This is a genomic window from Ruegeria sp. E8 (genome assembly GCF_056533985.1).
On sequence record NZ_JBQFOY010000010.1, the window covers coordinates 65,505 to 91,317 of the forward strand.

The 25,813-nt window shown below is 57.6% G+C and carries 25 protein-coding genes; 17 read left to right on the forward strand and 8 right to left on the reverse strand.

What is annotated here, in order from left to right; translation table 11 throughout:
* Nucleotide 1: 1 nt before the first annotated feature.
* The 14 genes from metK (at nucleotide 2) to ACR0LF_RS14245 (ending at nucleotide 15,053) form a co-directional block, all read left to right on the forward strand.
* Complete coding sequence (metK, locus tag ACR0LF_RS14180; protein WP_480580751.1) at nucleotides 2-1,183, forward strand: methionine adenosyltransferase; 1,182 nt, start codon at nucleotides 2-4, stop codon at nucleotides 1,181-1,183.
* Between the two features lie 97 nt (nucleotides 1,184-1,280).
* Nucleotides 1,281-1,991 (forward strand): tRNA (guanosine(46)-N7)-methyltransferase TrmB, encoded by a 711-nt coding sequence (trmB, locus tag ACR0LF_RS14185; protein ID WP_480580749.1) that lies wholly within the window; start codon nucleotides 1,281-1,283, stop codon nucleotides 1,989-1,991.
* A gap of 69 nt (nucleotides 1,992-2,060) precedes the next feature.
* Nucleotides 2,061-3,407 carry a 3-phosphoshikimate 1-carboxyvinyltransferase gene (aroA, locus tag ACR0LF_RS14190; protein WP_480580747.1) on the forward strand — a complete coding sequence of 449 codons (1,347 nt, stop codon included), beginning with the start codon at nucleotides 2,061-2,063 and terminating at the stop codon, nucleotides 3,405-3,407.
* Nucleotides 3,404-4,021: a (d)CMP kinase gene (gene cmk, locus ACR0LF_RS14195; protein ID WP_480580746.1), complete on the forward strand. Its 618-nt coding sequence runs from the start codon at nucleotides 3,404-3,406 to the stop codon at nucleotides 4,019-4,021. The genes aroA and cmk overlap by 4 nt, the downstream gene beginning before the upstream one ends.
* A 286-nt stretch (nucleotides 4,022-4,307) precedes the next feature.
* The gene (locus tag ACR0LF_RS14200; protein ID WP_480580744.1) at nucleotides 4,308-4,823 is read left to right on the forward strand and encodes a hypothetical protein; all 516 of its coding nucleotides are present in this window, start codon (nucleotides 4,308-4,310) and stop codon (nucleotides 4,821-4,823) included.
* Nucleotides 4,824-5,073: 250 nt separating this feature from the next.
* A complete protein-coding gene (locus ACR0LF_RS14205; RefSeq protein WP_480580742.1) occupies nucleotides 5,074-6,762 on the forward strand; it encodes a tryptophan halogenase family protein in 1,689 nt (562 codons plus the stop codon).
* Nucleotides 6,763-6,964: 202 nt separating this feature from the next.
* A complete protein-coding gene (locus ACR0LF_RS14210) occupies nucleotides 6,965-7,219 on the forward strand; it encodes a DUF6525 family protein (protein WP_480856423.1) in 255 nt (84 codons plus the stop codon).
* 264 nt (nucleotides 7,220-7,483) lie between these two features.
* Nucleotides 7,484-9,160: a 30S ribosomal protein S1 gene (gene rpsA / locus ACR0LF_RS14215; RefSeq protein WP_170531157.1), complete on the forward strand. Its 1,677-nt coding sequence runs from the start codon at nucleotides 7,484-7,486 to the stop codon at nucleotides 9,158-9,160.
* 270 nt (nucleotides 9,161-9,430) lie between these two features.
* Nucleotides 9,431-9,715 carry an integration host factor subunit beta gene (gene ihfB / locus ACR0LF_RS14220; protein ID WP_050603110.1) on the forward strand — a complete coding sequence of 95 codons (285 nt, stop codon included), beginning with the start codon at nucleotides 9,431-9,433 and terminating at the stop codon, nucleotides 9,713-9,715.
* 7 nt (nucleotides 9,716-9,722) lie between these two features.
* Nucleotides 9,723-10,073: a lipopolysaccharide assembly protein LapA domain-containing protein gene (locus ACR0LF_RS14225; RefSeq protein ID WP_480580738.1), complete on the forward strand. Its 351-nt coding sequence runs from the start codon at nucleotides 9,723-9,725 to the stop codon at nucleotides 10,071-10,073.
* 11 nt (nucleotides 10,074-10,084) lie between these two features.
* Nucleotides 10,085-10,726, forward strand: a complete 642-nt coding sequence (locus tag ACR0LF_RS14230; protein WP_480580736.1) for a phosphoribosylanthranilate isomerase — start codon at nucleotides 10,085-10,087, stop codon at nucleotides 10,724-10,726.
* A 47-nt stretch (nucleotides 10,727-10,773) separates the two neighbouring features.
* The gene (locus ACR0LF_RS14235) at nucleotides 10,774-11,109 is read left to right on the forward strand and encodes a hypothetical protein (protein ID WP_480580734.1); all 336 of its coding nucleotides are present in this window, start codon (nucleotides 10,774-10,776) and stop codon (nucleotides 11,107-11,109) included.
* A gap of 68 nt (nucleotides 11,110-11,177) precedes the next feature.
* Entirely contained in the window at nucleotides 11,178-12,425 is a 1,248-nt protein-coding gene (trpB, locus tag ACR0LF_RS14240) for a tryptophan synthase subunit beta (protein ID WP_480580732.1), read from the forward strand.
* 861 nt (nucleotides 12,426-13,286) lie between these two features.
* Nucleotides 13,287-15,053: an Ig-like domain-containing protein gene (locus tag ACR0LF_RS14245; protein ID WP_480580730.1), complete on the forward strand. Its 1,767-nt coding sequence runs from the start codon at nucleotides 13,287-13,289 to the stop codon at nucleotides 15,051-15,053.
* Between the two features lie 45 nt (nucleotides 15,054-15,098).
* On the opposite strand, the gene ACR0LF_RS14250 is transcribed toward ACR0LF_RS14245, so the two are convergent.
* The 7 genes from ACR0LF_RS14250 to ACR0LF_RS14280 form a co-directional block, all read right to left on the reverse strand.
* Nucleotides 15,099-15,473, reverse strand: a complete 375-nt coding sequence (locus ACR0LF_RS14250; protein ID WP_480580729.1) for a DUF2237 family protein — start codon at nucleotides 15,471-15,473, stop codon at nucleotides 15,099-15,101.
* Nucleotides 15,474-15,482: 9 nt separating this feature from the next.
* Entirely contained in the window at nucleotides 15,483-16,646 is a 1,164-nt protein-coding gene (locus ACR0LF_RS14255) for a serine hydrolase domain-containing protein (protein WP_480580727.1), read from the reverse strand.
* Nucleotides 16,647-16,728: 82 nt separating this feature from the next.
* Nucleotides 16,729-17,409: an aminoacyl-tRNA hydrolase gene (gene pth, locus ACR0LF_RS14260; RefSeq protein WP_480580725.1), complete on the reverse strand. Its 681-nt coding sequence runs from the start codon at nucleotides 17,407-17,409 to the stop codon at nucleotides 16,729-16,731.
* A 127-nt stretch (nucleotides 17,410-17,536) separates the two neighbouring features.
* On the reverse strand, nucleotides 17,537-18,190 hold the full coding sequence (locus tag ACR0LF_RS14265; RefSeq protein WP_480580724.1) for a 50S ribosomal protein L25/general stress protein Ctc: 654 nt from the start codon (nucleotides 18,188-18,190) through the stop codon (nucleotides 17,537-17,539).
* Nucleotides 18,191-18,436: 246 nt separating this feature from the next.
* Nucleotides 18,437-19,603: an alpha-hydroxy acid oxidase gene (locus tag ACR0LF_RS14270; protein ID WP_480580722.1), complete on the reverse strand. Its 1,167-nt coding sequence runs from the start codon at nucleotides 19,601-19,603 to the stop codon at nucleotides 18,437-18,439.
* A 147-nt stretch (nucleotides 19,604-19,750) separates the two neighbouring features.
* On the reverse strand, nucleotides 19,751-20,542 hold the full coding sequence (gene trpA / locus ACR0LF_RS14275; RefSeq protein WP_480580720.1) for a tryptophan synthase subunit alpha: 792 nt from the start codon (nucleotides 20,540-20,542) through the stop codon (nucleotides 19,751-19,753).
* Nucleotides 20,543-20,620: 78 nt separating this feature from the next.
* A complete protein-coding gene (locus ACR0LF_RS14280) occupies nucleotides 20,621-21,109 on the reverse strand; it encodes an acyloxyacyl hydrolase (protein ID WP_480580718.1) in 489 nt (162 codons plus the stop codon).
* 201 nt (nucleotides 21,110-21,310) lie between these two features.
* Here ACR0LF_RS14280 and ychF point away from each other — a divergent pair, with 201 nt between their 5' ends.
* A complete protein-coding gene (gene ychF / locus ACR0LF_RS14285) occupies nucleotides 21,311-22,408 on the forward strand; it encodes a redox-regulated ATPase YchF (protein WP_480580716.1) in 1,098 nt (365 codons plus the stop codon).
* A gap of 55 nt (nucleotides 22,409-22,463) precedes the next feature.
* On the opposite strand, the gene ACR0LF_RS14290 is transcribed toward ychF, so the two are convergent.
* Entirely contained in the window at nucleotides 22,464-22,976 is a 513-nt protein-coding gene (locus tag ACR0LF_RS14290) for an ester cyclase (protein ID WP_480580715.1), read from the reverse strand.
* A gap of 165 nt (nucleotides 22,977-23,141) precedes the next feature.
* On the opposite strand from ACR0LF_RS14290, the gene ACR0LF_RS14295 reads away from it, so the two are divergent.
* Both ACR0LF_RS14295 and ACR0LF_RS14300 read left to right on the forward strand, forming a co-directional pair.
* Complete coding sequence (locus ACR0LF_RS14295; protein ID WP_480580713.1) at nucleotides 23,142-24,023, forward strand: LysR family transcriptional regulator; 882 nt, start codon at nucleotides 23,142-23,144, stop codon at nucleotides 24,021-24,023.
* A gap of 86 nt (nucleotides 24,024-24,109) precedes the next feature.
* A complete protein-coding gene (locus ACR0LF_RS14300; protein WP_480580711.1) occupies nucleotides 24,110-25,810 on the forward strand; it encodes an NAD(P)H-dependent oxidoreductase subunit E in 1,701 nt (566 codons plus the stop codon).
* Nucleotides 25,811-25,813: the final 3 nt, after the last annotated feature.

Sequence of the window (25,813 nt, forward strand, 5' to 3'; positions counted from 1 at the left end):
TATGTCCCGACAGAACTATACATTTACTTCGGAATCGGTTTCCGAAGGGCACCCGGACAAGGTCTGTGACCGTATCTCGGATGCTGTCCTTGATGCATTTCTCAACGAAGAGCCAGAAGCTCGTGTTGCCTGCGAAACCTTTGCCACGACCAACCGCGTCGTGATTGGTGGTGAAGTTGGCTTGTCTGACCAGGACAAACTGCACGACTACATGGGTCGCATTGAACAGATCGCGCGCGACTGTGTGAAAGACATCGGTTACGAGCAAGACAAGTTTCATCACGAAACTGTCGAAGTCACCAACCTGCTGCACGAACAATCCGCCCATATCGCGCAGGGCGTTGATGCAGCAGACAACAAGGATGAGGGTGCGGGTGACCAGGGCATCATGTTCGGTTATGCCACCACCGAGACCCCAGCGTTGATGCCGGCGCCGATCCAGTATTCGCACGCCATCCTGCGGCGTCTGGCTGAAGTGCGCAAAAACGGCACCGAGGCCGCTCTGGGCCCGGATGCGAAATCGCAGCTTTCGGTCGTGTATCGCGATGGCAAGCCGGTCGGCGTAAGCTCGATCGTTCTGTCGACGCAGCACCTGGACGAAGCTCTGACTTCAGATGACATCCGCGCCATCGTCGAGCCTTACATCCGCGAAACACTGCCCGAAGGCTGGCTGTCGGCTGAAACCGAATGGCACGTCAACCCGACCGGTAAGTTCGTCATCGGCGGGCCGGATGGTGACGCGGGCCTGACCGGGCGCAAGATCATCGTCGACACCTATGGTGGTGCAGCCCCGCATGGCGGCGGCGCGTTCTCGGGTAAAGACCCGACAAAGGTTGACCGTTCGGCTGCCTACGCCGCGCGCTACCTGGCCAAGAACGTTGTGGCTGCCGGTATGGCCGAGCGCTGCACGATTCAGCTGAGCTATGCGATCGGTGTTTCGAAACCGTTGTCGATCTATGCCGATACCCATGGAACCGGCGAACTGGCGGATGCGGTCATCGAAAAAGCGGTGGGTGAGGTCATGGACCTGACACCGCGCGGCATTCGGCAGCACCTGCAGCTGAACAAGCCGATCTATCAGCGCACTGCAGCTTACGGTCATTTTGGCCGTGAACCCGATGCGGATGGCGGCTTCAGCTGGGAGCGCACAGATCTGGTCGACGCTCTGAAATCCGCAGTTTGATCTGAACACCACAAAGCGCGCCTTCCGGGGCGCGCTTTTTCTTTGCGAGCGTTGCGTGCCCTTGCAACGCTCAGGCCCGCGCAGTATGGCGACCGCCATGAGCACCGAGACCCCACAACGCCCGCGCAGAAACTTCTATGGCCGCTTCAAGGGGAAGACCCTGAAGCCCAGCCAAAAGACCTATCTGAACGAAGATCTTGCTGCGCTGTCACCCGGCGCGGTGGACTGGGAAGCCAACCCCGAGCGCGCGCCTCTGGACCTGAACGGCCTGTTCGGCGGCAAGCCGGTTTGGCTTGAGGTCGGTTTTGGCGGTGGTGAGCATCTGGTGCATCAGGCGCAAAGCAATCCCGACATCGGCATCATCGGGGCCGAGCCTTACATCAACGGCGTTGCCATGCTGCTGGGTAAAATCCGCCAAGCGGGTGTTGAAAATCTGTCTGTGCATCCTGGCGATGCGCGCGATCTGTTCGACGTGTTGCCCGAAGCCAGCATTTCGCGGGCCTTCCTTCTGTATCCCGATCCATGGCCCAAAACCCGGCATCATCGCCGCCGTTTCGTGACGCCGGAACATCTGGAACCATTGGCGAAAGTGCTGAAGCCCGGATCAATCTTCCGGGTCGCCACCGACATCCCTGACTATGTACGTCAGACATTGGAAGAAGTGCCGCGCGCCGGATTCGAGTGGCTGGCAGAACGTCCGGCTGACTGGCGCGAACCGTGGAATGACTGGATTTCCACCCGCTATGAACAAAAGGCGCTGCGCGAAGGCCGCACGCCTCATTACCTGACCTTCCGACGCAAAGGCTGATTGCCGCTGGACCAACCGGCCCCAATTCGCTAATCGGCTTGAGCACTGATAGCGAAAACAGGAGCCCCCATGTCCGGACACGGCACGCCCATCCCGATGACCTCTCATCCCTGCGGTCCGCTGACCGGAACGGCAGAGGTGCCCGGTGACAAGTCGATCTCTCACCGGTCGCTGATCCTTGGCGCGATGGCGGTCGGAGAGACCAAGATCTCGGGTCTGCTGGAGGGTGAGGACGTTCTGGACACCGCAAAGGCGATGCGCGCGTTCGGTGCCGAGGTTACAGATCACGGGAGCGGTGAATGGACCGTGCACGGCGTGGGCGTTGGTGGTTTTGCCGAACCGGATCAGGTCATCGACTGCGGCAACTCGGGCACCGGCGTGCGTTTGATCATGGGCGCGATGGCGACCTCTCCGATTACGGCGACCTTTACCGGTGATGCCAGCCTGAACAAACGCCCTATGGCGCGAGTGACGGACCCGCTGGCTTTGTTCGGAACGCAATCGGTAGGACGATCCGGTGGACGCTTGCCGATGACCATCGTCGGCGCGGCAGATCCGACGCCGGTGCGGTATGAGGTGCCCGTGCCCTCGGCTCAGGTGAAATCCGCCGTTCTGCTGGCTGGGCTGAATGCGCCCGGCAAAACCGTTGTGATCGAGAAAGAAGCGACACGCGACCATTCCGAGCGGATGCTGGCGGGCTTTGGAGCCGAAATCACCGTTGAGGATACCGACGAGGGACGCGTCATTACCCTGACTGGTCGTCCCGAGTTGAAACCGCAGGTCATCGCCGTTCCGCGTGATCCGTCCAGCGCGGCGTTTCCGGTTTGCGCGGCGCTGATCACGCCTGGCTCGGATGTTCTGGTGCCCGGCATCGGATTGAACCCAACCCGCGCGGGGCTGTTCACCACCCTGCGTGAGATGGGTGCGGATCTGACCTATGAGAATGAGCGCGAAGAGGGCGGCGAGCCGGTTGCCGACCTGCGCGCAAAATACTCGCCCAACATGAAGGGCATCGACGTGCCGCCCGAACGCGCGGCCTCGATGATCGATGAGTATCCGGTTTTGTCCGTGGTCGCTGCAAATGCGACTGGCACCACGATGATGGGCGGCGTGAAAGAGCTGCGGGTGAAGGAAAGCGACCGTATCGACGCCATGGCCCGTGGCCTACGCGCCAACGGAGTCACCGTGCAAGAGGGCGACGACTGGTGGTCGGTCGAAGGGCTTGGCATCGGCAACGTTCCGGGCGGCGGCACCTGCGAAAGCTTCCTGGATCACCGCATTGCGATGTCGTTCATGGTGATGGGCATGGGCGCGCAAACTCCGGTAAGCGTGGATGATGGTGGCCCGATTGCGACCTCTTTCCCGATTTTTGAGCCGCTGATGGCATCGCTGGGTGCAAAGGTTGAGCGCACGTGAGCTTTACGGTTGCCATCGACGGGCCTGCGGCCGCGGGCAAGGGTACTATTTCTAAGGCGGTTGCGGCCCATTTCGGGTTTGCGCATCTGGACACTGGTTTGCTGTATCGCGCTGTCGGGCGACGTACCCTCGAAGGGGTTGGCGCGCTTGAAGCTGCGCAGGCCCTGACGGCGGAAGAGCTTGAGCAGGGTGATCTGCGAACCGCTGAAATCGCTCAGGCCGCGTCCAAAGTGGCGGTCCTTCCCGAGGTTCGCGCCGCCTTGGTGGATTTCCAACGCGCGTTTGCCCGCAGGGCAGGCGGGGCCGTTCTGGATGGGCGCGACATCGGGACGGTGATCTGCCCCAATGCCGAGGTAAAGCTGTTTGTGACGGCCAGCCCCGAAGTGCGCGCCGAACGCCGCTATCTGGAACTCAGCGCAAAAGGTTCTGACGTGACACGCGATCAGGTTCTGGCAGATGTCAAAGAGCGGGACGCGCGGGATGCGGAACGCAGTACCGCTCCGATGAAGCCGGCCAAAGATGCGGTGCAGCTGGATACCACCGATCTGAGCATCGAGGCTGCATTGGCCGAAGCGCTTGAAGCCATCAGCGCGAAACTGCCCGCAACGCGTTAACACCGCGCACCTTTGGGGCAGAGGCGACAACTGGCGCTCGGCGTCAGGTCTGCGCACGAGATGCCGTTGGTGTGGTTCCATAGGAGTTCGGGTTGAGGCTGACCGGATCGCTGATCTGACTAGTCGGATTAATCGTGGGTTTTCGAGCGTCTGATCGCAGATGGGTCACCAAGTTTCGCGAATCACACAGGTTCCTGAAGGGCGCGAGAAATGCGTTCACTAAGCTTTGTTTGGCCCGTGTGAATTTCAGTTCGTATGCTGAGAGGGTGTCTGCAGGAGTGACCTCATGATCCGACTAGCTCTTTTTTTGATTTTCGCCGCCGGAAGCCTTGCCGCTCAGGAGGCCGAACCTCCGATGACGTATGAGAGGCTGGGAAACATCCTGTTCGCACTGGATCCCGAGGCGCAGCCATACGGTCCCGGGTTTCAGATGACGGTGGCAGATGTGCCGGTTCTGGTGATCACCGACACCAATGCAGACCGGATGCGCGCAATGGTTGCGATCCGCAGCGCCGAGGCGCTGTCGGATGAGGATCTGATGCGGATGATGCAGGCCAATTTCGACAGCACGCTGGATGCGCGTTACGCGATTGCCAACGGGACATTGTGGGCTGCCTTCATCCACCCGTTGTCCCTGTTGGAAAAAGACCAGTTGATTTCGGGGCTCGCTCAGACCGTGAACATCGCCAAGACCTACGGCACGCTGTACTCCGGCGGTGCCGCAGAGTTCGGAGGGGGCGACAGCACTGACCTGCAGCGCGCATTGATCGAAGAGCTTCTGAAGAAGGGCGAGGAGATCTAACCCGGGACCGGAACTTCAGCCTGTCCTGATTTAGCCCATCTCAGAGAATCTGAGAAGCGGGGCAAAAAGTCGTTCCTGTCGGTCATGGGTCAGGTGCGTGGGCGAATATGCTGCCGAGGTCGTCATAGACCCTAGATGGATACGGTAAAGCTGCTATAGTTTTCCTTTAACAAAGAGGGAAAGCTGCAAAACAAGCCCAAAACAAAAGGGCGCAGCACAATACCCCCATAGCCAACAGGAACGGAACTACATGAATAATCGTTTGCGCCAGATCACCATCGTGGGCGGCGGCACAGCGGGTTGGATGACCGCGCTGATACTGGACACAGTGTTTTCCCGCACGTCAGCACCCAAAGACAGCCCACGCATCTGCCTGATCGAAAGCCCCAATATCGCCACTGTCGGGGTCGGCGAGGCCACGGTGCCGCGCATGCCGAGCACTCTCCGGCAAGCGGGCATTGCAGAGCGGGATTTCTTCCGCGAGACCAATGCGTCGTTCAAACTGGGTGTGAAGTTTTGCAACTGGAACAAGGACGCCAAGGGTAATCGCATCGATTACGTGAACCCTTTTTCTCATGGCCAGATGATATACGGGCTTGAGGCAGCCGAGTATTTTCTGCGCTTTGGCAATGGGGATCGGGATTTTACGCAGTCCATCTCACCCCATGATGATCTGGGCCGCCTGTGCAAGGGCGCGCGGGCCTTGGGTCAGCCGGAATATGAACAGCGCTTTGGCTACGCCTATCATCTGGATGCGGTGAAATTTGCAGGCATGCTTACCAAAGTCTGCACCAAGCGCGGCGTCGAGCATATCCAGGATGAGGTGCAATCGGTTGAGCTGGATGAACAGGGCAACGTCAGCCATCTGATGCTGGAGCGCAAAGGCCGCCATGACATTGAGATGGTGATCGATTGCACCGGCTTCCGCGGGTTGATCATCAATCAGGCGCTCGGTGAGCCGTTTATGGATTATTCGGATTATCTGCCAAACGACCGCGCCATGGCGTTGCAGATCGAACATCCTGACCCGGACAAGATCGAAAGCCTTACACGGTCGACAGCGCTTGGCGCAGGCTGGACGTGGCGGGTGCCGCTCTACAATCGTGTGGGCACGGGGTATGTGTACTCATCCGCGCATCGTACGGATGATCAGGCGGCGGATGAGTATCTCGAATGGCTGGGCGACAGCGGCAAGGGTCTGACCCCGCGCGTGATCCCGATGCGGATCGGACGTGTGCGCAATGCCTGGGTCAAGAATTGCGTGGCGATCGGTCTGTCCGGCGGGTTTATCGAACCGCTTGAGAGTACCGCGATCCATATGGTTGACCATGCGATACGCTGGTTCGCCGAGCACTTGCCCACACGTGACATCGAGCCGTCGCTGCGGGCAAGATATAACCGGCAGATGAACAAGCTCTATGACGAGGTTCTGGAATTCATCTGTCTGCACTATCGATTGGGCAACCGCACCGATGACCAGTATTGGATCGACGCGCGCACTGAGATGAAGCTGCCGGACCGGTTGGCCGAAAACCTGGAATTATGGCAACACCGCCTGCCGCAAGAGCACGATATCGAGTTTGCGACGCTGTTTGACCATCGTGTGTATCAGACGGTTCTTTTGGGCAAACAGGTTTACGATACCGGCTATGGCCCCGGCATTCGCGATCGCCTGAGGCCGTTGAAAAAGCCGGTCTGGTTCCAGGGCATGAAGACCGCGAAAGCGGACCTTGCTCAAGTTCTCAAGGCGATGCCGGATCACAAAACGCTGCTGCGGGATATCCGGGGTGAACTGGAACAACCGGTCGCCTTTGGCATGGCAGCGGCAATGAAGCCGACAGTGGCGATGCCGGGCACAGCACCGGCCCCGGTGGTGATCGAGAACATGCCGGACTTTGCGGAAATCCAAAGCGGCAAGAAGGACTTGCAACTGTTCTAGAAAGTCTTCGCGCTCCGCGCGGGGAGTATTTTTGAAAAGATGAAGGGTGGGGCGTCAAGTCCCCGCCCTCACAGAATACGACTTGCAATGTATTCGTCTGCTACCCGTATTCTTGTGTACTTTCTGAATGTAATGTAATCACATCGCAAAAATTGGATGGAGATCGAACGCAGTGCAGGAACAGTTTGGGCAAAGACGTCAGGTGCGGCGAAATCTGCAGAGCGGCCTGAAGCGCCGGAGGCGACAGGTGGCTCCGATGCAGGTTTACGACTCTCTGCCACCTGGGTTGCGGCAATGGCTGGCTTCGGCGAGCTTGCCATGGAGCCCTGTTTCAGCCCAGAAGATCTGGAACCGGGCAGGAGGTGCGCGCAACCCGTCAGCCGCGCTGATGCGACTGGATGACATCGAGCAGGCCATGTTGCGGCGCGATGCCGGGGTTTGGGGGGCCAAAAGCTGAAGCCAGCACGCGCAAAGACCTACCGAACCTTGAAAACATGGGCTTTGCCCTTGCACACGCGGTGGAATCCGCCTATACGCGCGCTGTCGATACAAGGGCGGTCAACGTCCGGATGACGTTTCTGAGCAGGGCCGGGTTACCTCGGCCCTTTGTGTTTGTTTGCTCAGGGGCGATCCGGGTCACGCCTGAAGACATCATGAAACAAGACCGGCGGAGACAACCGCTCGGCCAGCAAAAACGTTATGTAGAGGAAAACAACGCCACATGGCTGATACATCTATGGAGGAATTCGAAGCCCTCCTGAACGAAAGCTTCGAAATGGACACACCCGAAGAGGGTTCTGTTGTCAAAGGCAAGGTTCTGGCGATCGAAGCCGGCCAAGCCATCATCGACGTAGGCTACAAAATGGAAGGCCGCGTTGATCTGAAAGAATTCGCAAATCCCGGCGAAGCCCCTGAAATCGCTGTTGGTGACGAGGTCGAAGTTTACCTGCGCGCTGCAGAAAACGCCCGTGGCGAAGCCGTCATCTCGCGCGAGATGGCCCGCCGTGAAGAGGCATGGGACCGTCTGGAAAAAGCATATGCCGACGACCAGCGCGTCGAAGGCGCAATCTTTGGTCGCGTCAAAGGTGGCTTCACCGTCGATCTGGGTGGCGCAGTTGCGTTCCTGCCCGGCTCGCAGGTTGACGTTCGCCCCGTGCGCGACGCTGGCCCGCTGATGGGTCTGAAGCAGCCGTTCCAAATCCTGAAAATGGACCGCCGCCGTGGCAACATCGTTGTTTCGCGTCGCGCAATCCTGGAAGAATCGCGTGCCGAACAGCGTGCCGAAGTTATCGGCAACCTGTCCGAAGGTCAGACCGTCGAGGGTGTTGTCAAAAACATCACCGAATACGGTGCATTTGTTGACCTGGGCGGCGTTGACGGCCTGCTGCACGTCACCGACATGGCATGGCGCCGTGTGAACCACCCGTCCGAGATCCTGACGATCGGCGAAACCATCAAGGTTCAGGTCATCAAGATCAACAAAGAGACCCACCGCATCAGCCTGGGCATGAAGCAGCTGCAGGAAGATCCGTGGGATCTGGTTGCTGCGAAATACCCGCTGGGCTCGGTCCATCAGGGCCGCGTTACCAACATCACCGATTACGGCGCGTTCGTCGAGCTGGAAGCCGGTGTCGAAGGTCTGGTGCACGTGTCCGAGATGTCCTGGACCAAGAAAAACGTCCACCCCGGCAAGATCGTTTCGACCAGCCAGGAAGTCGACGTCATGGTTCTGGAAATCGATGGCGCCAAGCGTCGCGTGTCTCTGGGCCTGAAGCAGACTCAGCGCAATCCATGGGAAGTGTTTGCAGAAACGCACCCCGAGGGCACCGAAGTCGAAGGCGAAGTCAAGAACATCACCGAATTCGGTCTGTTCATCGGCCTCGAAGGCGACATCGACGGCATGGTTCACCTGTCGGACCTGTCCTGGGACGAGCGTGGCGAGGATGCGATCCAGAACTACCGCAAAGGCGACATGGTTTCGGCCGTTGTCTCGGAAGTTGACGTCGAAAAAGAGCGTATCTCGCTGTCGATCAAAGCCCTGGGCGGTGACAAGTTCGCCGAAGCCGTGGGTGGCGTGAAGCGTGGCTCGGTCATCACCGTTGAAGTCACCGCGATCGAAGATGGCGGCATCGAGGTCGAGTACGAAGGCATGAAGTCGTTCATCCGTCGTTCCGACCTGTCGCGTGACCGTGCCGAACAGCGCCCCGAGCGTTTCTCGGTCGGTGACAAGGTCGACGTCCGCGTCACCAATGTCGACAGCAAGACCCGCCGTCTGGGTCTGTCGATCAAGGCACGCGAGATCGCCGAAGAGAAAGAGGCCGTGGAACAGTACGGTTCTTCCGACTCGGGCGCATCGCTGGGCGATATCCTGGGTGCAGCGCTGAAATCCGGCGACTAAGCCCGGGGCGCATCCCAATCAAGCTTTTCGGCCTCGCGCATCAGCGCGGGGCCGTTTTTGTTGCGAATCAATATGTTCCAATTAACCGGGTTAATCGGGGGTTTGTTCGCGCAAAAGCTGTGGAATTCGGCCTGACAAGCAAAAATTCGCGTGAGAATGTGGCAAAATAAAGCCCCGGTGCGCAGAGTATCCGTTCCCCCGTTCCGGATTTTTTCCTATACTGTCAAATCAGTAGACCTGACACACCGGCTGCCTGGGAGGGTATCACGCATGATCCGTTCAGAATTGATTCAGAAAATCGCTGACGAAAACCCGCATCTCTATCAGCGCGATGTTGAGCGGATTGTGAATACCGTGTTCGAAGAAGTCACCGACGCCATGGCGCGCGGCGATCGTGTGGAACTGCGTGGCTTCGGTGCGTTTTCGGTGAAAAAACGCGATGCGCGCGTGGGGCGCAACCCGCGCACTGGTGAGACTGTCCAGGTCGAGGAAAAATGTGTGCCGTTTTTCAAAACTGGCAAGTTGCTCAGGGATCGATTGAACGGTAAAGCCTGACGTTATGATGCGTTACCTTCGATATGCTTTTTTGGCGGCGCTTGGGATCATCCTGATTTCCGTCTCGCTCGCCAATGTTCAGTCTGTAGAACTGAAACTGATGCCCGATGCTCTGGCCGAGCTTCTGGGTTTTAACCTCAGCACGTCCCTGCCGCTGTTTCTTGTGGTTTTGGGCGGCGTTGTGGCGGGTTTGATTATCGGCTTCATGTGGGAATGGCTGCGGGAACATAAACACCGCCGTGATGCGACCGCGAAGAAAAGCGAGGTTCGCAAGCTTGAGCGTGAAGTCAAGAAGCTCAAGAAAAAGCAAAACGAAGGTCAAGACGAAGTTCTGGCCCTTCTGGATGAGGCAAGCTGAGCCCAAAAGCTATGTCTGATGTTCGGTTCAAAATCTGCGGTTTGACCGCACCTGATCACGTGCGCGCGGCAACCGAGGCTGGCGCGGGCTATGTCGGGTTTGTCTTCTTTCCAATATCGCCACGTCATCTGGAGGTGTCGCAGGCGGCAGAACTGGCGCATCTTGTCCCGGCAGGCGTTGCCAAAGTGGCTCTGGTCGTCAATGCCACCGACGACGAGTTGGACAGCATAGTTTCCAACGTACCAATCGACATGCTTCAGCTTCACGGCAAGGAAACGCCTGAACGGGTGGCCGAAGTCCGCGAGCGGTTTGGCCTGCCGGTGATGAAGGCCATCGGTGTGGCAGAGGCCGAGGATATTGCGGCGATTGATCTTTACTCTGAAGTGGCAGATCAACTGCTGATCGACGCAAAACCGCCGAGAGAATCGGAACTGCCAGGTGGCAACGGGCTGGCTTTTGACTGGCGGTTGTTGGCCGGGCGAAAGTACTGGCGGCGCCCCTGGATGTTGGCTGGTGGCCTGACACCCCAAAACGTCGCTGAAGCTGCCCGAATGACCGGCGCGCAACAGGTTGATGTTTCATCCGGTGTCGAAAGTGCGCCGGGTGTAAAGGACACGACCCTGATCCGTGACTTTGCGTCCGCTCTCAAGTGATCTGATCCCGGGATTGCTGCGTATCCCCCGATATGGAGGGATGGAACATGCTGGCAGCAATCGGTGGTGTGTCTCTTAAGCACTGGTACAACGCGCCGGAGTTTTTCTGGCGCGCGGCACAGGCATATCGGCAGGCAAAGGGCGATCCGTTGTGCCTGCACGCGGCCCTGTTCCGTCAGGATGGTCTCTATTTTTCGCTCAGCGTCTGGCACGATATCGAAGCGATGCTGACTTTTGCCCAATCCGGCCCGCATCGGCGGATCATGTTGGCAGCCGACCGGTTGGCCGATGTGAACCGGTTCCACCATTTCCCATGCATCGGTGTGCCCAGCTCGGCGCAGGCGATCCAGGTCTGGCGTCAGAACACGCAGGTTGCGGAATGATGCGTTTTGCCCATGGCAAATCCTGTCTCCACCACCTATGAACAACGGATACGACGAGGGAGACACCCATGGCCAACGATCTTTTCAATTCCTTCATGTCCGGCCCCGACGAACAGGGACGCTTTGGCATTTTCGGCGGGCGTTTTGTCAGCGAAACACTGATGCCGCTGATCCTGTCGCTGGAAGAGGAATATGACAAAGCCAAGGATGATCCGACCTTCTGGGCCGAGATGGACGATCTGTGGGCCAACTATGTGGGCCGCCCTTCGCCTTTGTATTTCGCAGAACGCCTGACCGAGCATCTGGGCGGTGCGAAGATTTACCTGAAGCGCGATGAGTTGAACCATACCGGCGCGCACAAGATCAACAACGTGCTGGGCCAGATCATTCTGGCGCGCCGCATGGGCAAGACCCGGATCATTGCCGAGACCGGGGCGGGGCAGCACGGCGTGGCCACTGCGACTGTCTGCGCAAAGTTCGGTCTGAAATGCATCGTCTACATGGGCGCGCATGACGTGCAGCGTCAGGCCCCGAACGTGTTTCGGATGCGTTTGCTGGGCGCGGAAGTGATCCCGGTGACGAGCGGTCGTGGCACGCTGAAAGACGCGATGAACGACGCTCTGCGTGACTGGGTGACCAATGTCCGCGACACGTTCTATTGCATCGGTACGGTGGCGGGTCCGCACCCGTACCCGGCGATGGTGCGGGATTTCCAGTCGATCATCGGCAAGGAAGCGAAAGAGCAGATGATGAAGGCCGAAGGCCGTCTGCCCGACACGATCATCGCCGCCATTGGTGGTGGGTCGAACGCGATGGGCCTGTTCTACCCATTCCTCGACGACAAATCCGTCAACATCATCGGTGTCGAAGCCGGTGGTAAAGGCGTGAACGAGAAGATGGAACATTGCGCCTCGTTGACCGGTGGTCGCCCAGGCGTGCTGCATGGCAACCGCACCTATCTGTTGCAGGATAACGATGGCCAGATTCTTGAGGGATACTCGATCTCGGCCGGTCTGGACTATCCGGGCATCGGGCCTGAACACTCGTGGCTGCACGAGATCGGCCGCGCGAATTATGTCTCGATCACCGACAAGGAAGCGCTGGAGGCATTCCAACTGTGCTGCGCCACCGAGGGGATCATCCCGGCGCTCGAGCCAAGCCACGCGCTGGCCCATGTCATGAAGATCGCCCCCGATCTGCCTAAGGACCACCTGATCTGCATGAACATGTGCGGTCGCGGTGACAAGGATGTTCAGACTGTGGCGAAATACCTGAACTTCGACATGTCAGATACCGAAGGCCGTACGGCGGGCTGATTGCGAACCGGGGTCACGCACCCCGGTTTTTTCCTTCGGGGCGTACAACCTGTGCGGTTGAGAGATCATTAACTCTTCACAAAAATCTTTGGTGAGACTGTCTGAGATGCGGCGCATGGTGCGGCAGCGAAAGTAAAGCCTCGGCCTATCTGGTCAGCATCTGGTTTGCCTTTGAGAAATCATCCGCCAGTCGCAATCACGAACAAGATACGAGCAACTGGAATCGCGAGGGTTCCGGACAACTCGGGCCGCTTCTCAAGTATGAGTTTCCAATTGATCGCCAATTGCAAAAGTTTTGCGGAACTGTTGCGAATTTGATGAAAAATCAGAGGCCATGCAGCTGCGTTCTTTTGGAAGTTTCGTTCTGAAAACCCATCTCGAAAAATTTGCGCATGTGGGAAGAGGCTTAAAAACAACGAGTTTTTGAAACAGCTTGTCGGATCGCGGTGCCTGAACCCGACCGAATGCGCGCAAAAATTTAATCTGCACGCCGAAGTTGAATCTTTTCCGATTCTATACAGCGTTGCTGAATTGATTTAACTTTTTGTTAACCGGTGATGTTGCGGCCGGTTCAGGGGATGTCTCTGCGTAGATGGGACAAAAGATGACGTTGCTCGGGATGCGGAATCCTCACCCGAGCACCCTGGTGTTTAGCACCCTTGTGGTGTGGTAGGAGGTAAAATGGTTAGGTCCGTGACGCTGAGGCTGTCGTGCCTCTTTTTTTTGATTGCAGCACTGATGATCGGAGGTGTCAGGGAAGGTCAGGCTTTCGGCAACCCTTCATTCGCCTCCCAAACTGTGTCAACTCCCAACGGTGGGCAGATATTTTTCAGCAACCTCCAAGGCAGCGCAACAGCGTTTATGTCTTTGGGTGGCTCCGGACAAGCCCCTGGGGGGTCGTTCTATTTCAACAACGGTGTTTTGAATGTCAGTCCGATCACGCCAGCCGGGTTGGGAAATTTGGGATATCTGGGTGCGACCATCATCAGTCAGGACGGCGCAGATTCCACCTATGCGGCGGACGGGTATCTCGGGATCATCTTCACCGCGCGCGAAACAGTTGGCGGACCGCTTTTCCGTTATGAGATTGCTCTCTCCGGTGTAACGAATACTCAAGTTATAAACACGCGTGTTGCGGTTGACACGACCCCGCCCACAGCAACGATCGCACCCCTGGTACCGGCAGGTAATGGAGTCTTCACGGCTCAGATAACGCTAAGTGAACCAAGTACGGATTTCGTTGTTGGAGACTTGGCATTGACCAACGCAACTGCGACGTTGGCAGGATCCGGCAGCAACTACACCGCAACGCTTACAGCGCAAGCCAACGGGCTTGTTGAGCTGTCCATCCCCGCTGGGGTCTTCACGGACGCGGCCGGAAACGCCAATCAGGCCTCCAACACCGTCAACACAACCTATGATGCAAACGGGCCAACAGTCACCATTAGCGGTCTTCCGCCTAACTTTAGTGGGCTAAACCCGATCACTGTTACATTTACGTTTTCCGAAGACGTTACGAATTTTAGCGTTGCCGGAATTTCGGTGACGAACGGGACGATCGGAGCACTTTCAGGAGGGCCGCAAACCTATACTGCCACTGTGACGCCGTCTGGCTCAGGCGACCTTTCTATGATTGTTTTAGCGGGTGCTGCAGTGGATTTATCGGGCAATCCCAGTATTGCTTCCAACCAAGTGACTGTAGTCAACGAAATTGTTGCGAACACGCGACGTCAAATTCAAGCGTTTCAGAACGCCCGGGCCAACAGCCTTGTGGCAAGCCAGCCAAAGCTGACCCAGTTTCTGCAACGTTCAGGGTCAGGGGCGCTGGACACGTCCGTCACGCAAGGTTCGGGGTATCTGAACTTTTCCAGCGATCCGTCGCGCCCGGTCTGGTTCAATCTGACCGGCAACTGGAGCTCGCAAGACGATTTCGACAGCTCCTATGCATTGGCCGTGGTGGGTGCCCATCGCCAGATCAGTTCCAACCTGCTGATTGGCGCCATGCTTCAGTTCGACTATGCCGAGACCGAAAACGGTCCGGCCAGCGTGGATGGTACAGGCTGGCTGATTGGTCCCTACTTCGTGGCGAAACTGCCCAATCAGCCGGTGTATTTCGAGGGGCGCGTTCTGTATGGGCAAGCGGACAACGATATCTCTCCGTTAGGTACCTATGAGGATAGTTTCGACAGTGAACGCTGGCTGATCCAGTCCCGCGTGACCGGCGAGATCAAGCGTGGGGCTTTGACGCTGATGCCTTTGCTGGATGTCAGCTACGCCAGCGATGATCAGGAAGCCTATACCGATAGCCTGGGCAACCTGATCCCTAATCAGGATTTCAGCCTGACAACGGCACGGCTGGGTATGGATTTCAGTCACCCGATTCAAGTGACACGAGGTGAGATGATGCTCACTGGCGGTCTGTCAGGGATCTGGAGCACGACCTCTGGCACCGGTACCGTTCCCGGTGCGACGCCGATTGGCGACACTGCCCGCGCTCGGGCGGATCTGGGGTTCGATTACCGGTTGGAAAACAACAGCCTGCTTGCGGCGAATGTGTTTTATGACGGTATCGGCGAAAGTGGCTTTGAAAACTACAGCGTCAGCTTGATCTGGCAGATGACGTTCTGAATCAGCGACAATACCCGATCAGGTCACATCAAGGCGCAATACCGGTCAGGCTTTCGCTTTGTTCAGAAGCAAGATGTCGAGCGGCACAATTTCCAATGCCCGTTGATGCGTTGCTTCCAGATGGACCTTAGGGGCGCATCCTTCGTCATGGGCCTGTAGGAATCGGCCGGCACATAGGCACCAACTGTCACCGGGCTTGAGGCCGGGGAAATCGAATTCAGGCCGTGCTGTGCTCAGATCATTGCCAACGTATTTCGAGAACGCCAGAAACTCGGCCGTCATCACGGCACATACGGTGTGGCTGCCCTGATCCTCGGGGCAGGTATTGCATGCACCGTCCCGGAAAAACCCTGTCAGCGGGTCGCGCGAGCAGGGGGCCAGAACGCCACCAAGTACATTGATACTGTCTTGTTTTTGCATAAAGGCACCTTACAGGCTTTCCGCGATCTTGCGGAACATTTCGATGTTCTGGTCGTTTACTCCGGGGTCGCGGAACCGCCGGTCGGCTCCGGTCGCGACAATCAGAACACCGCGAGGCTGGTTGAAATAGATATATTGGCCATAAACGCCGCGGGCCAGAAACTCCCCCTCATGCGCGCCGCGAGGTATCCACCATTGATACCCATAGCCGATTTTGCCCGGTTCCGTTGGGGCGCTGGGTTGTGTCGCTGCGAATATCCATTCGGCTGGCACCAATTGTTGACCGTTCAATTTGCCATCTTGCAGGATCATTTGCCCGAACCGGGCAAAATCACGTGTGGTGAAGTTCAAACCACCCAGAACGAAGGCGACACCCGCGCCATCGGTGACATAGTATCCGGCGCGCTCAAGGCCCAACGGTTGTATGATCTTTTCTGTCAAAAGATCCGCTACACTACGCCCGGTGGCACCGCGTATCACCATGCCCAATACATGGGTGTCTATGGAAACATATTGCCAGGTTTCACCGGGTGTCGTGAAGCTGTCTTGCAGTGAAGCAGCGAAATCGTCCAACTCGCCACCCAGTGCGATCACGCGGCCCATCCTGTTGATGTCAGAGCTAGGGTCCAGATAGTCCTCATCAAACGTGACCCCGCTGGCCATATTCAAAACATTGCGGATTGTCGCCGCCTCATAAGCGCTGCCCTTAAGTTTCGGGGCGTATTTGACCACGGGGTCGTCCAGAGACTGGATTGCGCCTTCGGCCAGCAAAATCCCAAACAGCGCCGACAGATAGCTTTTGGCCACTGACCACGATATCCGAAGATCGTCCGGCCCGGTGCCCAGATAGTATTCCTCGAACCGGATGTTGCCGTCCTGCATGACCAGCAGCGAAGTGACAGAGCGTTCGTCGATCCAGGCGTCGGTACCATCGGGCAGGTCAAACCCTTCGGCATAAAGAAGTTCCCATATGGGGGCGGTGCCTCGGGGCAGGTCGACGGTCAGGAAAGCCTCGTCCATATGCGAAAAGTTGTGAACGATCTTGTCCTCGGAGAACAGAGAGTTCACCGCCATCAGGCGCTGCAACTCTTCGCGTTTCCACAGCCCAACAGCGGCAGCGGCCAGAGCCAACGCCACTACAATGCGCAGAACCCACTTCAATATGGTTCTCATCGCATAACCTCCCTTGTTGACATGTATTGGAACGTGGGCGCCCCTGTTTCGCAATGCCTACGTTACGGAATAAGGACGAGATCTATTTGAACTTGTCCAAAAGCTTTTGCATGGCAGAGCGATTATCAACTTCGGATTCGGGCGGTGTACTGGGTTTCGTCTCGCCTTTGGGGGCAGGGGTCTTTGAAGATCGGGGCGGGGCCGTGCGCAATGCGACCGCGTTCATGAATTTGCCACCATCTCCGCGCGCCAGATATGCCGCGCCATCCGAAACCCCGCGCAGAACATCATCCAACCAGTCTGCATCCGCCTTGGCAAAGTCACTCAGAACAAAGGGTGAGACCATCTCTTTCCGGCCTGGGTGCCCGATTCCCAGCCGGACCCGGTCGTAGGCCGGGCTGATATGATCGTGGATCGAGCGCAGGCCGTTGTGCCCGGCATGCCCCCCACCCGCTTTCACGCGGACTTTGCCTGGGGCGAGGTCCAACTCATCATGAAAGACGGTCACATCGGTCGAATCCAGCTTGTAGAACCGCATCGCTTCTCCGACCGACTGGCCTGACCGGTTCATGAAGGTCTGCGGTTTGATCAGCAGAACTTTTTCATTGCCCAAGCGCCCCTCGGCGATTTCGGCCTGGAACTTGGATTTCCAGGGGCCAAAGCCATGATCCTCGGCAATCCGTTCCACAGCCATGAAGCCAACATTGTGCCGGTTGCGGGCGTATTTCGACCCCGGGTTCCCCAATCCGACAAACAGTTTCATAGTCTCGTCCTTGTGCGATGCACGTGGTTGATGGCATGGAATGCCACCTACTTTCCAGCCCGTCGGACCAAAAGAAAACGGGGCCCGAAATGAGCCCCGCCTGGAAATCCGAATACAGGGTTCGGACTTATTCTTCTGCTTCTTCCTGGCCGACGACTTCAACCTCGTCTGCAGCCACTTCTTCACCTTCTTCGTCGTCGCTGGTCGACAGACCGGTCGGTGCCGAAACGTTCGCGATCACGAAATCACGGTCGATGGTCGGTTTGGTACCTGCAGGCAGGTCAACCGAAGAAATGGTTACAACGTCGTTGATGTTCATTCCGGTCACGTCAACGGTGATCTTCTCAGGAATGTCACCGGCGGTGCACATCAGTTCGACTTCCGGACGGACAACAGTCAGAACGCCGCCCTTCTTGATGCCGGGTGCTTCATCTTCGTTGATGAACTCAACGGGGATGAACAGCGCGATCTTGGTGGTCCGACGCAGACGCATCAGGTCCAGGTGGGTCGGCAGGTCTTTGACGACGTCACGCTGAACGTCGCGGCAGATGACGCGAACGTCTTCGTGGCCTTCAACCTTCAGGTTCCACAGGGTAGACTTGAACCGGCCCGCTTTCAGGCGCTTGAACAGTTCGTTGAACGGGATCTTGATTGCCAGCGGTTCTTTGTCGCCACCGAATACAACACCCGGAACCATGCCGTCGCGGCGGGTTTGACGAGCGGCGCCCTTGCCTGTCCCCGTCCGTTCCAGAGCTACGAGATCAGGAATCTCTCCAGCCATGATAATTCTCCAATGTTAGGGCGGGCATCCTCCAAGGCTGTATGCCCGCGTGAAGCCGCGTCCTTAGCTTGATTTATTGAGTTTGGAAAGGGGTTTTTAGCCCGTATGATTTTTTTGCGAGGCTCTGCCTCGCGCTCCGGGATATTTGGGGCCAGATGAATGAAGGATCCCTGGCTTCATCTGGCTGAAAATATCCCGGGGGAGTCGCCCGAAGGGCGGCGGGGGCAGAGCCCCCGATTTGCGCGGTCACTCTTGCCAACGCCCCTCAAAATCCTGCGGGACCAACAAGTTGTGCCGTCCCAGATCATTGACACTCCGTTCACCGCACAGGGCCATCGTGGTGTCCAATTCTTGCCGGATCACCTCAAGTGCAGTGATGACACCTTTCTGGCCCATTGCGCCCAGGCCATAGATAAACGCACGACCGATATGGGTTCCTTTGGCACCCAAGGCCAAGGCCTTGAGGACGTCCTGACCGGACCGGATGCCGCTGTCTAGATGCACTTCCACATCCCCTCCAACCGCGTCCATGATTTCCGGCAGCACCCGTATTGAACTGAGTGCACCGTCCAATTGCCGACCTCCGTGGTTGGAGACCACAATGGCATCGGCTCCGAGTTTTGCGGCCATTTTGGCGTCTTCAGCGTCCAGAATGCCCTTGAGGATAACCTTGCCGCCCCATTGCGCCATCAGTTTTTCGACCTTTGCCCAGTCGAGGCTCGGATCGAATTGCTCAGCGGTCCATGCACCAAGGGAGGAGGCGTCCGAGATGCCTTCGACATGGCCGACGATATTGCCGAACTCGCGCCGTTTGGCCCTCAACATCTCGATGCCCCAGGACCATTTGGTCAACAGGTTCGCAATGGTTTTTGGAGTCAGCTTAGGCGGTGCGGACAGGCCATTCTTCAGATCCTTGTGCCGTTGGCCGAGGATTTGCAAATCCAGGGTGATCACCAGTGCCGAACACTTGGCGTCTTTGGCCCGCTGGATCAGTCGACTGACATAGTCAGTATCCTTCATAGTATAAAGCTGGAACCAGAATGGTTTGTCTGTGTGTTCCGCCACATCTTCGATCGAGTTGATCGACATGGTTGAGAGGGTAAAGGGCACGCCAAAGTCTTCGGCAGCTTTGGCGGCTTTCATCTCTCCATCCGCGTGCTGCATTCCCGTCAGCCCGACAGGTGCCAGCGCGACGGGCATCGAGACATCCTCACCAATCATCTGCGATGCTGTCGACCGTCCGGCCATATCGACCGCGACCCGCTGGCGCAGGCGGATCTTCTCAAAGTCGCTGCTGTTTTCGCGAAAGGTCTGCTCTGTCCAACTGCCACTTTCAGCGTAATCGTAGAACATCCGGGGCACACGGCGTTCATAAATGCGCTTGAGGTCTTCGATATTGGTAATAACAGGCACGGCAGCAGACCTTTGCGATTATTGGTTAGTTTTGCTTACCGATCCATACCTGAACCTGCAATGTTTTGGCCTTGAGGCGGATACAAAAAAATCCGCCGCAGCGATATTCTGCGACGGATCATTTACATGAATGTTGTGCCGGGTGGATCAGACGCTGTGCGCGCCATCCGACAGGGATTTTACAAAATCCAGAACCTCGGCCACCGGTTTGCCCGCGCCGATCTGGCTGACGATAGCCGATCCGACAACCGCTCCGTCCGACACCGAAGCGATGTTGCGGGATTTCTCGGGCGTGTTGATGCCAAAGCCCACGATTACCGGTAGGTCGGTCGCGGCCTTGATACGCGCAACTTCAGGTCCGACATCCGTAGCCTGCGCTTCCGCAGCGCCGGTGATCCCGGTGATCGAAACGTAATATACAAAGCCCGACGTGTTCTGCAGAACGCGCGGCAGGCGTTTGTCATCCGTGGTTGGGGTTGCCAGACGAATGAAGTTCAGACCCGCGGCCTGAGCGGGCAGGCAGAGCTCTTCATCCTCTTCCGGCGGCAGGTCCACGACGATCAGCCCGTCTATGCCTGCGTCTTTTGCGTCTGCCAGAAACGCGTCGACGCCCCGGCTGTAGATCGGGTTGTAGTAGCCCATCAGGACGATCGGAGTTGTATCGTCAGTTTCCCGAAACGCGCGCGCCAGATCCAATGTGCGCTGCAATGTCATGCCGCCATCCAACGCGCGTTGGCCCGCAGCCTGAATAGTGGGACCATCCGCCATCGGATCAGTGAAGGGCAAACCCAGTTCGATTACGTCCACGCCAGCGCCCGGCAGGCCTTTGACCACTTCAAGCGAGGTGTCATAGTCGGGATCTCCGGCCAAGACGTAGGCAACGAAAGCCTTTTTTCCTTCGGCTTTCAGGGCGGCGAACTTTGCGTCGATACGGGTCATCGGATGTCCTTGCACTCGGGTTTCGACCCGTGTGCAGAAACTTTCACCGAAAATCAATCCCGCCGAGGCAGGATTAGATCAGAAGCCCAGATGATACCGCAGCAGCACTGCGTTTACCCCGGGGTTTTCATCATTGGTGCTGGCGTTCGACTTGTGGGTGATCGCGACGGATACGTTGTTGCCGTTGTTCAGGGTGTAGCCTAGGCCAAGGAGACTGCGGATCTGAAAGTCCCCTCCCAGATCGTTCGTGTCATCGTTGGCGTTGAAGTAGCCCGGCATAACGCTGCCTTCGACGAACCAGCGGTCGCTCAGCGAATACAACCCGATCAGGCCGACGCCGATATGCGTATCTCCGTCTTCATGAACCGAGAGTGCTGCCCCCCAGCCAGCGCTGAACCGTGTTGCCTGATGAAAAGGGCTATGCTGGTACTCCAGTGAAATCAGCCCTTGATCATCGGATGCTTCTTCCGAGAAGTCCGCGTACCCCGCGCCAAAAACAACGGATTGAGCCTGGGCTGTCGCATAAGACGTGACCGCCAACATGGCTGCAAGAAGGAACGTTTTCATCATTTTCTACCACTCAAGAAATAATCGTAATGCGCTAACTGGTTATCCTAAGGTCTTTTTTTCAGTTCCACCAAGAACACGATTTGTGAACGTTTTTGTGATGTTGCGAAATTGGCTCAATCCAGGCCTCCCCAGCAATCACTTGCGCATTGAAGCGGACCTGCATAGAAGCTGCGCTCGTATTCTATGCAGGAGGCCGTGATGGGCTTTAAAATGGGAATCGTAGGTCTGCCGAATGTGGGCAAATCGACCCTCTTCAATGCGCTGACCAAAACCGCTGCTGCGCAAGCTGCGAACTTCCCGTTCTGCACCATCGAGCCCAATGTTGGCGATGTGGCCGTTCCTGACGATCGTCTGGACAAGCTGGCGGCAATTGCGTCGTCGAAACAGATCATTCCAACGCGCATGACCTTTGTGGATATCGCCGGTCTGGTGAAAGGAGCCTCGAAGGGTGAGGGGCTGGGCAACCAGTTTCTGGCCAACATTCGCGAGACCGACGCCATTGCCCACGTACTGCGCTGTTTCGAAGACGGCGACGTGACTCATGTGGATGGCCGTGTCGATCCTGTTGCGGATGCCGACACCATCGAGACCGAACTGATGCTGGCTGATCTGGAAAGCATCGAAAAGCGCCGCGCCAATCTGGTACGCAAGCTGAAGGGCAACGACAAAGAGGCGCAACAGCAGGACCGCCTGCTGGCCGAGGCGCAGGCGATGCTGGAAAGCGGCAAGCCCGCGCGTCTGGTCGAAGTGTCCGATGAGGACGCCAAAGCCTGGAAGATGCTGCAGCTGCTGACCACCAAGCCGGTGCTCTATGTCTGCAACGTTTCGGAAGAAGAAGCCGCCGAAGGCAACGAGTACTCGGCTCGTGTGGCCGAAATGGCTGCCGCGCAGGGCAACGCCCACGTTATCATCAGCGCCAAGATCGAAGAAGAGATCAGCCTGCTGGAAGAAGACGAGGCCCAGATGTTCCTTGAAGAGATGGGTCTGGAAGAACCTGGCCTCGACCGTCTGATCCGCGCGGGTTACGACCTGCTTAAGCTGGAAACCTATTTCACCGTCGGCCCGAAAGAAGCCCGCGCCTGGACCATCCGCACCGGCACCGCCGCGCCGCAGGCCGCTGGCGTGATCCATGGTGATTTCGAGAAAGGCTTCATCCGCGCCGAGACCATCGCCTATGACGACTACATTGACGCCAATGGCGAGCAGGGCGCGAAAGAGGCAGGCAAGATGCGGGCTGAGGGCAAAGGCTACATCGTCAAGGATGGCGATGTGATGCATTTCTTGTTCAACACCTGATTAGTGCCGAATTGCCCGGTCTGCTGGCAGGCCGGGCGCACAGTATTCGCTGCTGTTAGTTTTCCAAGCCAAGCTGCTGTCGCTGCGTGAAGAAATCCCACACGACCCAGCTTTCTGCTATCTGGCCATTGGCAATACGGTCGATCTGAATGCCGGTCCAGTCAACCGACCGGCCCGTGGCGGGCAGCCCGAGATAAGTGCCATTCTGGGTTCCGTAAAAGCGCCAATGGGTGGATACGCGGTCGCCTTCGGCGGTCTGCCCCAAAATCTCAACCTTCAGGTCTGGAAAGGCCTTATGGTTCTCTCTGACAATGCTGACCCAGGTGCTCAGATCGATGGTGCCGGTGCCTCCGGTAGCCAAGGGGGCCTGATGGTTCTGATAGCCGCCGACGAAAATTGATTCATCAATCGTGGAATCTGCGGCCCACATTTCAAGGGCCTGTCGTGACAGGTTTTTTGCTGCTGAAATATCGTTCTCCTGTGCCATGACACCTCCTACTGCCAAAAAAGCAAGCGATACTGTCAGTATCCAGATATGTGCGATCAAGCCGATATGTTCTCTGATCATTGAATCCTCCGCCCATCATCTCGACTTTGTTTCACGATAACGCGCTGTTCGTGAAAGAAGAAAGCGCATTTCGCGCCTCAATGTCATAGTCGGACTACAACTATAGCTTTCACCGCGACGCAAACGCGTTAATGTGCGTCTGATCAGATTTTGGGACAACTCCGCATGATCGAAATCCGCGACCTCCAACTCCTCAGCGCTCTGGCGCGGCATCGCCATTTCGCTAAGGCAGCCGAGGAGTGCGGGATTTCGCAGCCCGCATTTTCCATGCGCATCCGCAATCTTGAGGATCGACTGGGTGTCTCCATCGTCCGCCGTGCCAACCGGTTTCAGGGCCTGACCGAAGAGGGCGAGATGATCGTCCAGCGGGCGCGGCGTATTCTCGACGATACCAAGGCATTGGAACAGCAGGTGCTGGCTGCCAAGGGCGAGATTACCGGGACTTTGATCCTCGGGGTGATTCCAACCGCAATTGCCTTTAGCGGACGGCTCACCAAACGATTGCGTCAGGCGCATCCGCGTATTGTTACGCGTATCGAAACCATGTCTGCCTCTGCAATCCAGCACCGGCTGGACGAGGGCAGCTTGGATGCGGGTGTGACCTATGGCGACAGTATCGGCACGGATCTGCGGCAGGTGCAACCTTTGTATGAGGAAACCTATGTCCTGCTCGTGCCGGCTCATATGACAGATGAGACGAGCGCGATTCCCTGGGCGCGGGTCGCTGAGTTTCCGCTCAGCCTGTTACAACCACAGATGCAGAATCGACGCATTCTGGACCGCATTTTTGCGGAGCAGGGCTTGCACCCGGATATCGTGGCAGAGACCAGCGGGTTTACAGCGTCGATGGTCATGGCGCGTGAAGGGTTGGCAGCAACCGTCGTGCCACGCGTGCTGGTGCGCGCGCTGGGCGATCTCAAGGGGACGCGTGTGCTGCCTTTGGTCGATCCCGTTGTTAGTAAACCGATTTGTCTGGCGACGCTCACGCGCGACCCGGAATTGCCGACAGTTGCGGCTTTGCGTGATGTGGTGACGTCTTTGCGGTGATAATCCGTCGTTATCGTGCGATTGAGATTTGCGATTTGACGATATGCTAATCTGATGAGAGACGGGACTCTCTTACGGAGGAAAGCATGGCACCACTGGATACCAAGCCATCCGACGCAAAAGGCGTTTGGAAGTCAGGTAAAGGCAAAGGGCGGCACACGCCCAAAGGCCGTCAGTTCACGGATGAAGCACAGGCCGAGATTGCGCGCCTGTTGGGCAATCGCCCGCGTCGCCGCGACCTGCTGATCGAATTTCTGCATTTGATTCAGGACGAACACGGCCATATCAGCGCCGATCACATCGCCGCCTTGGCGGTCGAGATGCGGATCGGTCAGGCCGAGATATATGAGACCGCGACCTTCTATGCCCATTTCGACGTGGTGAAAGAGGGTGAAACCCCTCCGCCCGCGCTGACGATCCGGGTCTGTGATTCCCTTTCCTGCGAAATGGCCGGTGCCCAGCATTTGCAGAAAGCGCTGGAAGATGGTCTTGACCCGGCCGAGGTGCGTGTGGTGCGCGCGCCCTGCATGGGCCGCTGTGACACAGCCCCCGTGCTTGAGATTGGTCACAACCATATCGACCATGCGACCCCCGAAAAGGTGCAGGCCGCAATTGCTGGCAATGACACCCATGCACATCTGCCCGATTACGAAGCCTTTTCGGCTTATGAAGCGAACGGTGGTTACGCCAAGCTGAAAGAGCTGCGCGACGGCGGCGATTGGGAAAAGGTGCAGGAAGATGTCCTGTCTTCGGGCCTGCGCGGTCTTGGCGGTGCCGGCTTCCCGTCCGGCAAGAAATGGGGCTTTGTTCGCATGAACGAAGGCCCGCGCTATCTGGCTGTCAATGGTGACGAAGGCGAACCCGGTACCTTCAAGGACCGTTACTATCTGGAACGCACGCCGCATGTCTTCCTCGAAGGTATGCTGATCGCCGCTTGGGCGGTCGAGGCTGAGACTTGCTTCATCTACATGCGCGACGAATACCCGGCGGTGCTGGAAATCCTTGCTCGCGAGATTGCTGCGCTGGAAGAGGCCGGGATCGTCGACAAGGGTTACATCGACCTGCGCCGGGGTGCCGGTGCTTACATCTGCGGTGAAGAATCCGCGATGATCGAGTCGATCGAAGGCAAAAAGGGCCTGCCACGTCACCGTCCTCCGTTCGTGGCGCAGGTCGGGGTCTTTAACCGCCCGACGCTCGTGCACAATGTCGAGACGCTCTATTGGGTCTCAAAGATCTGCCGCGAAGGACCGCAGATACTCAATTCAGTTGAAAAGAATGGCCGCAAGGGCCTGCGCAGCTATTCGGTCTCGGGCCGGGTGGCAAAGCCGGGTGTCTACCTGTTGCCCGCAGGTTCGACCATTCTTGACGTGATTGATGCCGCCGGCGGCATGGCCGAAGGTCATGTGTTCAAGGCGTATCAACCGGGCGGGCCGTCGTCAGGTCTTCTCCCCTCCAGCATCGACGACGTCCCGCTCGACTTTGACACACTGCAGCCGTTGGGCACCTTCATCGGGTCTGCCGCGGTTGTGGTCATGTCCAATCAGGACACCGCCCGCGATGCGGCGCTGAACATGCTGCGGTTCTTTGAAGATGAAAGCTGCGGCCAGTGCACACCCTGCCGGGCGGGCTGCGAAAAGGCTGTGAAGCTGATGCAGGCCGAAAAATGGGACCAGGACCTGCTGGAAGACCTGTGTCAGGTCATGGGCGACGCATCGATTTGCGGTCTGGGGCAGGCAGCCCCGAACCCGATCCGCCTGGTCATGAAACATTTCGCTGACGAAATCTGAGGG

Excerpts from the sequence above, each read along its gene's own strand:
- metK (WP_480580751.1), top strand. The coding sequence starts at position 2 with ATGTCCCGACAGAACTATACATTTACTTCGGAATCGGTTTCCGAAGGG.
- trmB (WP_480580749.1), top strand. The coding sequence starts at position 1,281 with ATGAGCACCGAGACCCCACAACGCCCGCGCAGAAACTTCTATGGCCGC.
- aroA (WP_480580747.1), top strand. The coding sequence starts at position 2,061 with ATGTCCGGACACGGCACGCCCATCCCGATGACCTCTCATCCCTGCGGT.
- ACR0LF_RS14200 (WP_480580744.1), top strand. The coding sequence starts at position 4,308 with ATGATCCGACTAGCTCTTTTTTTGATTTTCGCCGCCGGAAGCCTTGCC.
- ACR0LF_RS14205 (WP_480580742.1), top strand. The coding sequence starts at position 5,074 with ATGAATAATCGTTTGCGCCAGATCACCATCGTGGGCGGCGGCACAGCG.
- rpsA (WP_170531157.1), top strand. The coding sequence starts at position 7,484 with ATGGCTGATACATCTATGGAGGAATTCGAAGCCCTCCTGAACGAAAGC.
- ihfB (WP_050603110.1), top strand. The coding sequence starts at position 9,431 with ATGATCCGTTCAGAATTGATTCAGAAAATCGCTGACGAAAACCCGCAT.
- ACR0LF_RS14225 (WP_480580738.1), top strand. The coding sequence starts at position 9,723 with ATGCGTTACCTTCGATATGCTTTTTTGGCGGCGCTTGGGATCATCCTG.
- ACR0LF_RS14230 (WP_480580736.1), top strand. The coding sequence starts at position 10,085 with ATGTCTGATGTTCGGTTCAAAATCTGCGGTTTGACCGCACCTGATCAC.
- ACR0LF_RS14235 (WP_480580734.1), top strand. The coding sequence starts at position 10,774 with ATGCTGGCAGCAATCGGTGGTGTGTCTCTTAAGCACTGGTACAACGCG.
- trpB (WP_480580732.1), top strand. The coding sequence starts at position 11,178 with ATGGCCAACGATCTTTTCAATTCCTTCATGTCCGGCCCCGACGAACAG.
- ACR0LF_RS14245 (WP_480580730.1), top strand. The coding sequence starts at position 13,287 with ATGTCTTTGGGTGGCTCCGGACAAGCCCCTGGGGGGTCGTTCTATTTC.
- ACR0LF_RS14250 (WP_480580729.1), bottom strand. The coding sequence starts at position 15,473 with ATGCAAAAACAAGACAGTATCAATGTACTTGGTGGCGTTCTGGCCCCC.
- ACR0LF_RS14255 (WP_480580727.1), bottom strand. The coding sequence starts at position 16,646 with ATGAGAACCATATTGAAGTGGGTTCTGCGCATTGTAGTGGCGTTGGCT.
- pth (WP_480580725.1), bottom strand. The coding sequence starts at position 17,409 with ATGAAACTGTTTGTCGGATTGGGGAACCCGGGGTCGAAATACGCCCGC.
- ACR0LF_RS14265 (WP_480580724.1), bottom strand. The coding sequence starts at position 18,190 with ATGGCTGGAGAGATTCCTGATCTCGTAGCTCTGGAACGGACGGGGACA.
- trpA (WP_480580720.1), bottom strand. The coding sequence starts at position 20,542 with ATGACCCGTATCGACGCAAAGTTCGCCGCCCTGAAAGCCGAAGGAAAA.
- ACR0LF_RS14280 (WP_480580718.1), bottom strand. The coding sequence starts at position 21,109 with ATGAAAACGTTCCTTCTTGCAGCCATGTTGGCGGTCACGTCTTATGCG.
- ychF (WP_480580716.1), top strand. The coding sequence starts at position 21,311 with ATGGGCTTTAAAATGGGAATCGTAGGTCTGCCGAATGTGGGCAAATCG.
- ACR0LF_RS14290 (WP_480580715.1), bottom strand. The coding sequence starts at position 22,976 with ATGATCAGAGAACATATCGGCTTGATCGCACATATCTGGATACTGACA.
- ACR0LF_RS14295 (WP_480580713.1), top strand. The coding sequence starts at position 23,142 with ATGATCGAAATCCGCGACCTCCAACTCCTCAGCGCTCTGGCGCGGCAT.
- ACR0LF_RS14300 (WP_480580711.1), top strand. The coding sequence starts at position 24,110 with ATGGCACCACTGGATACCAAGCCATCCGACGCAAAAGGCGTTTGGAAG.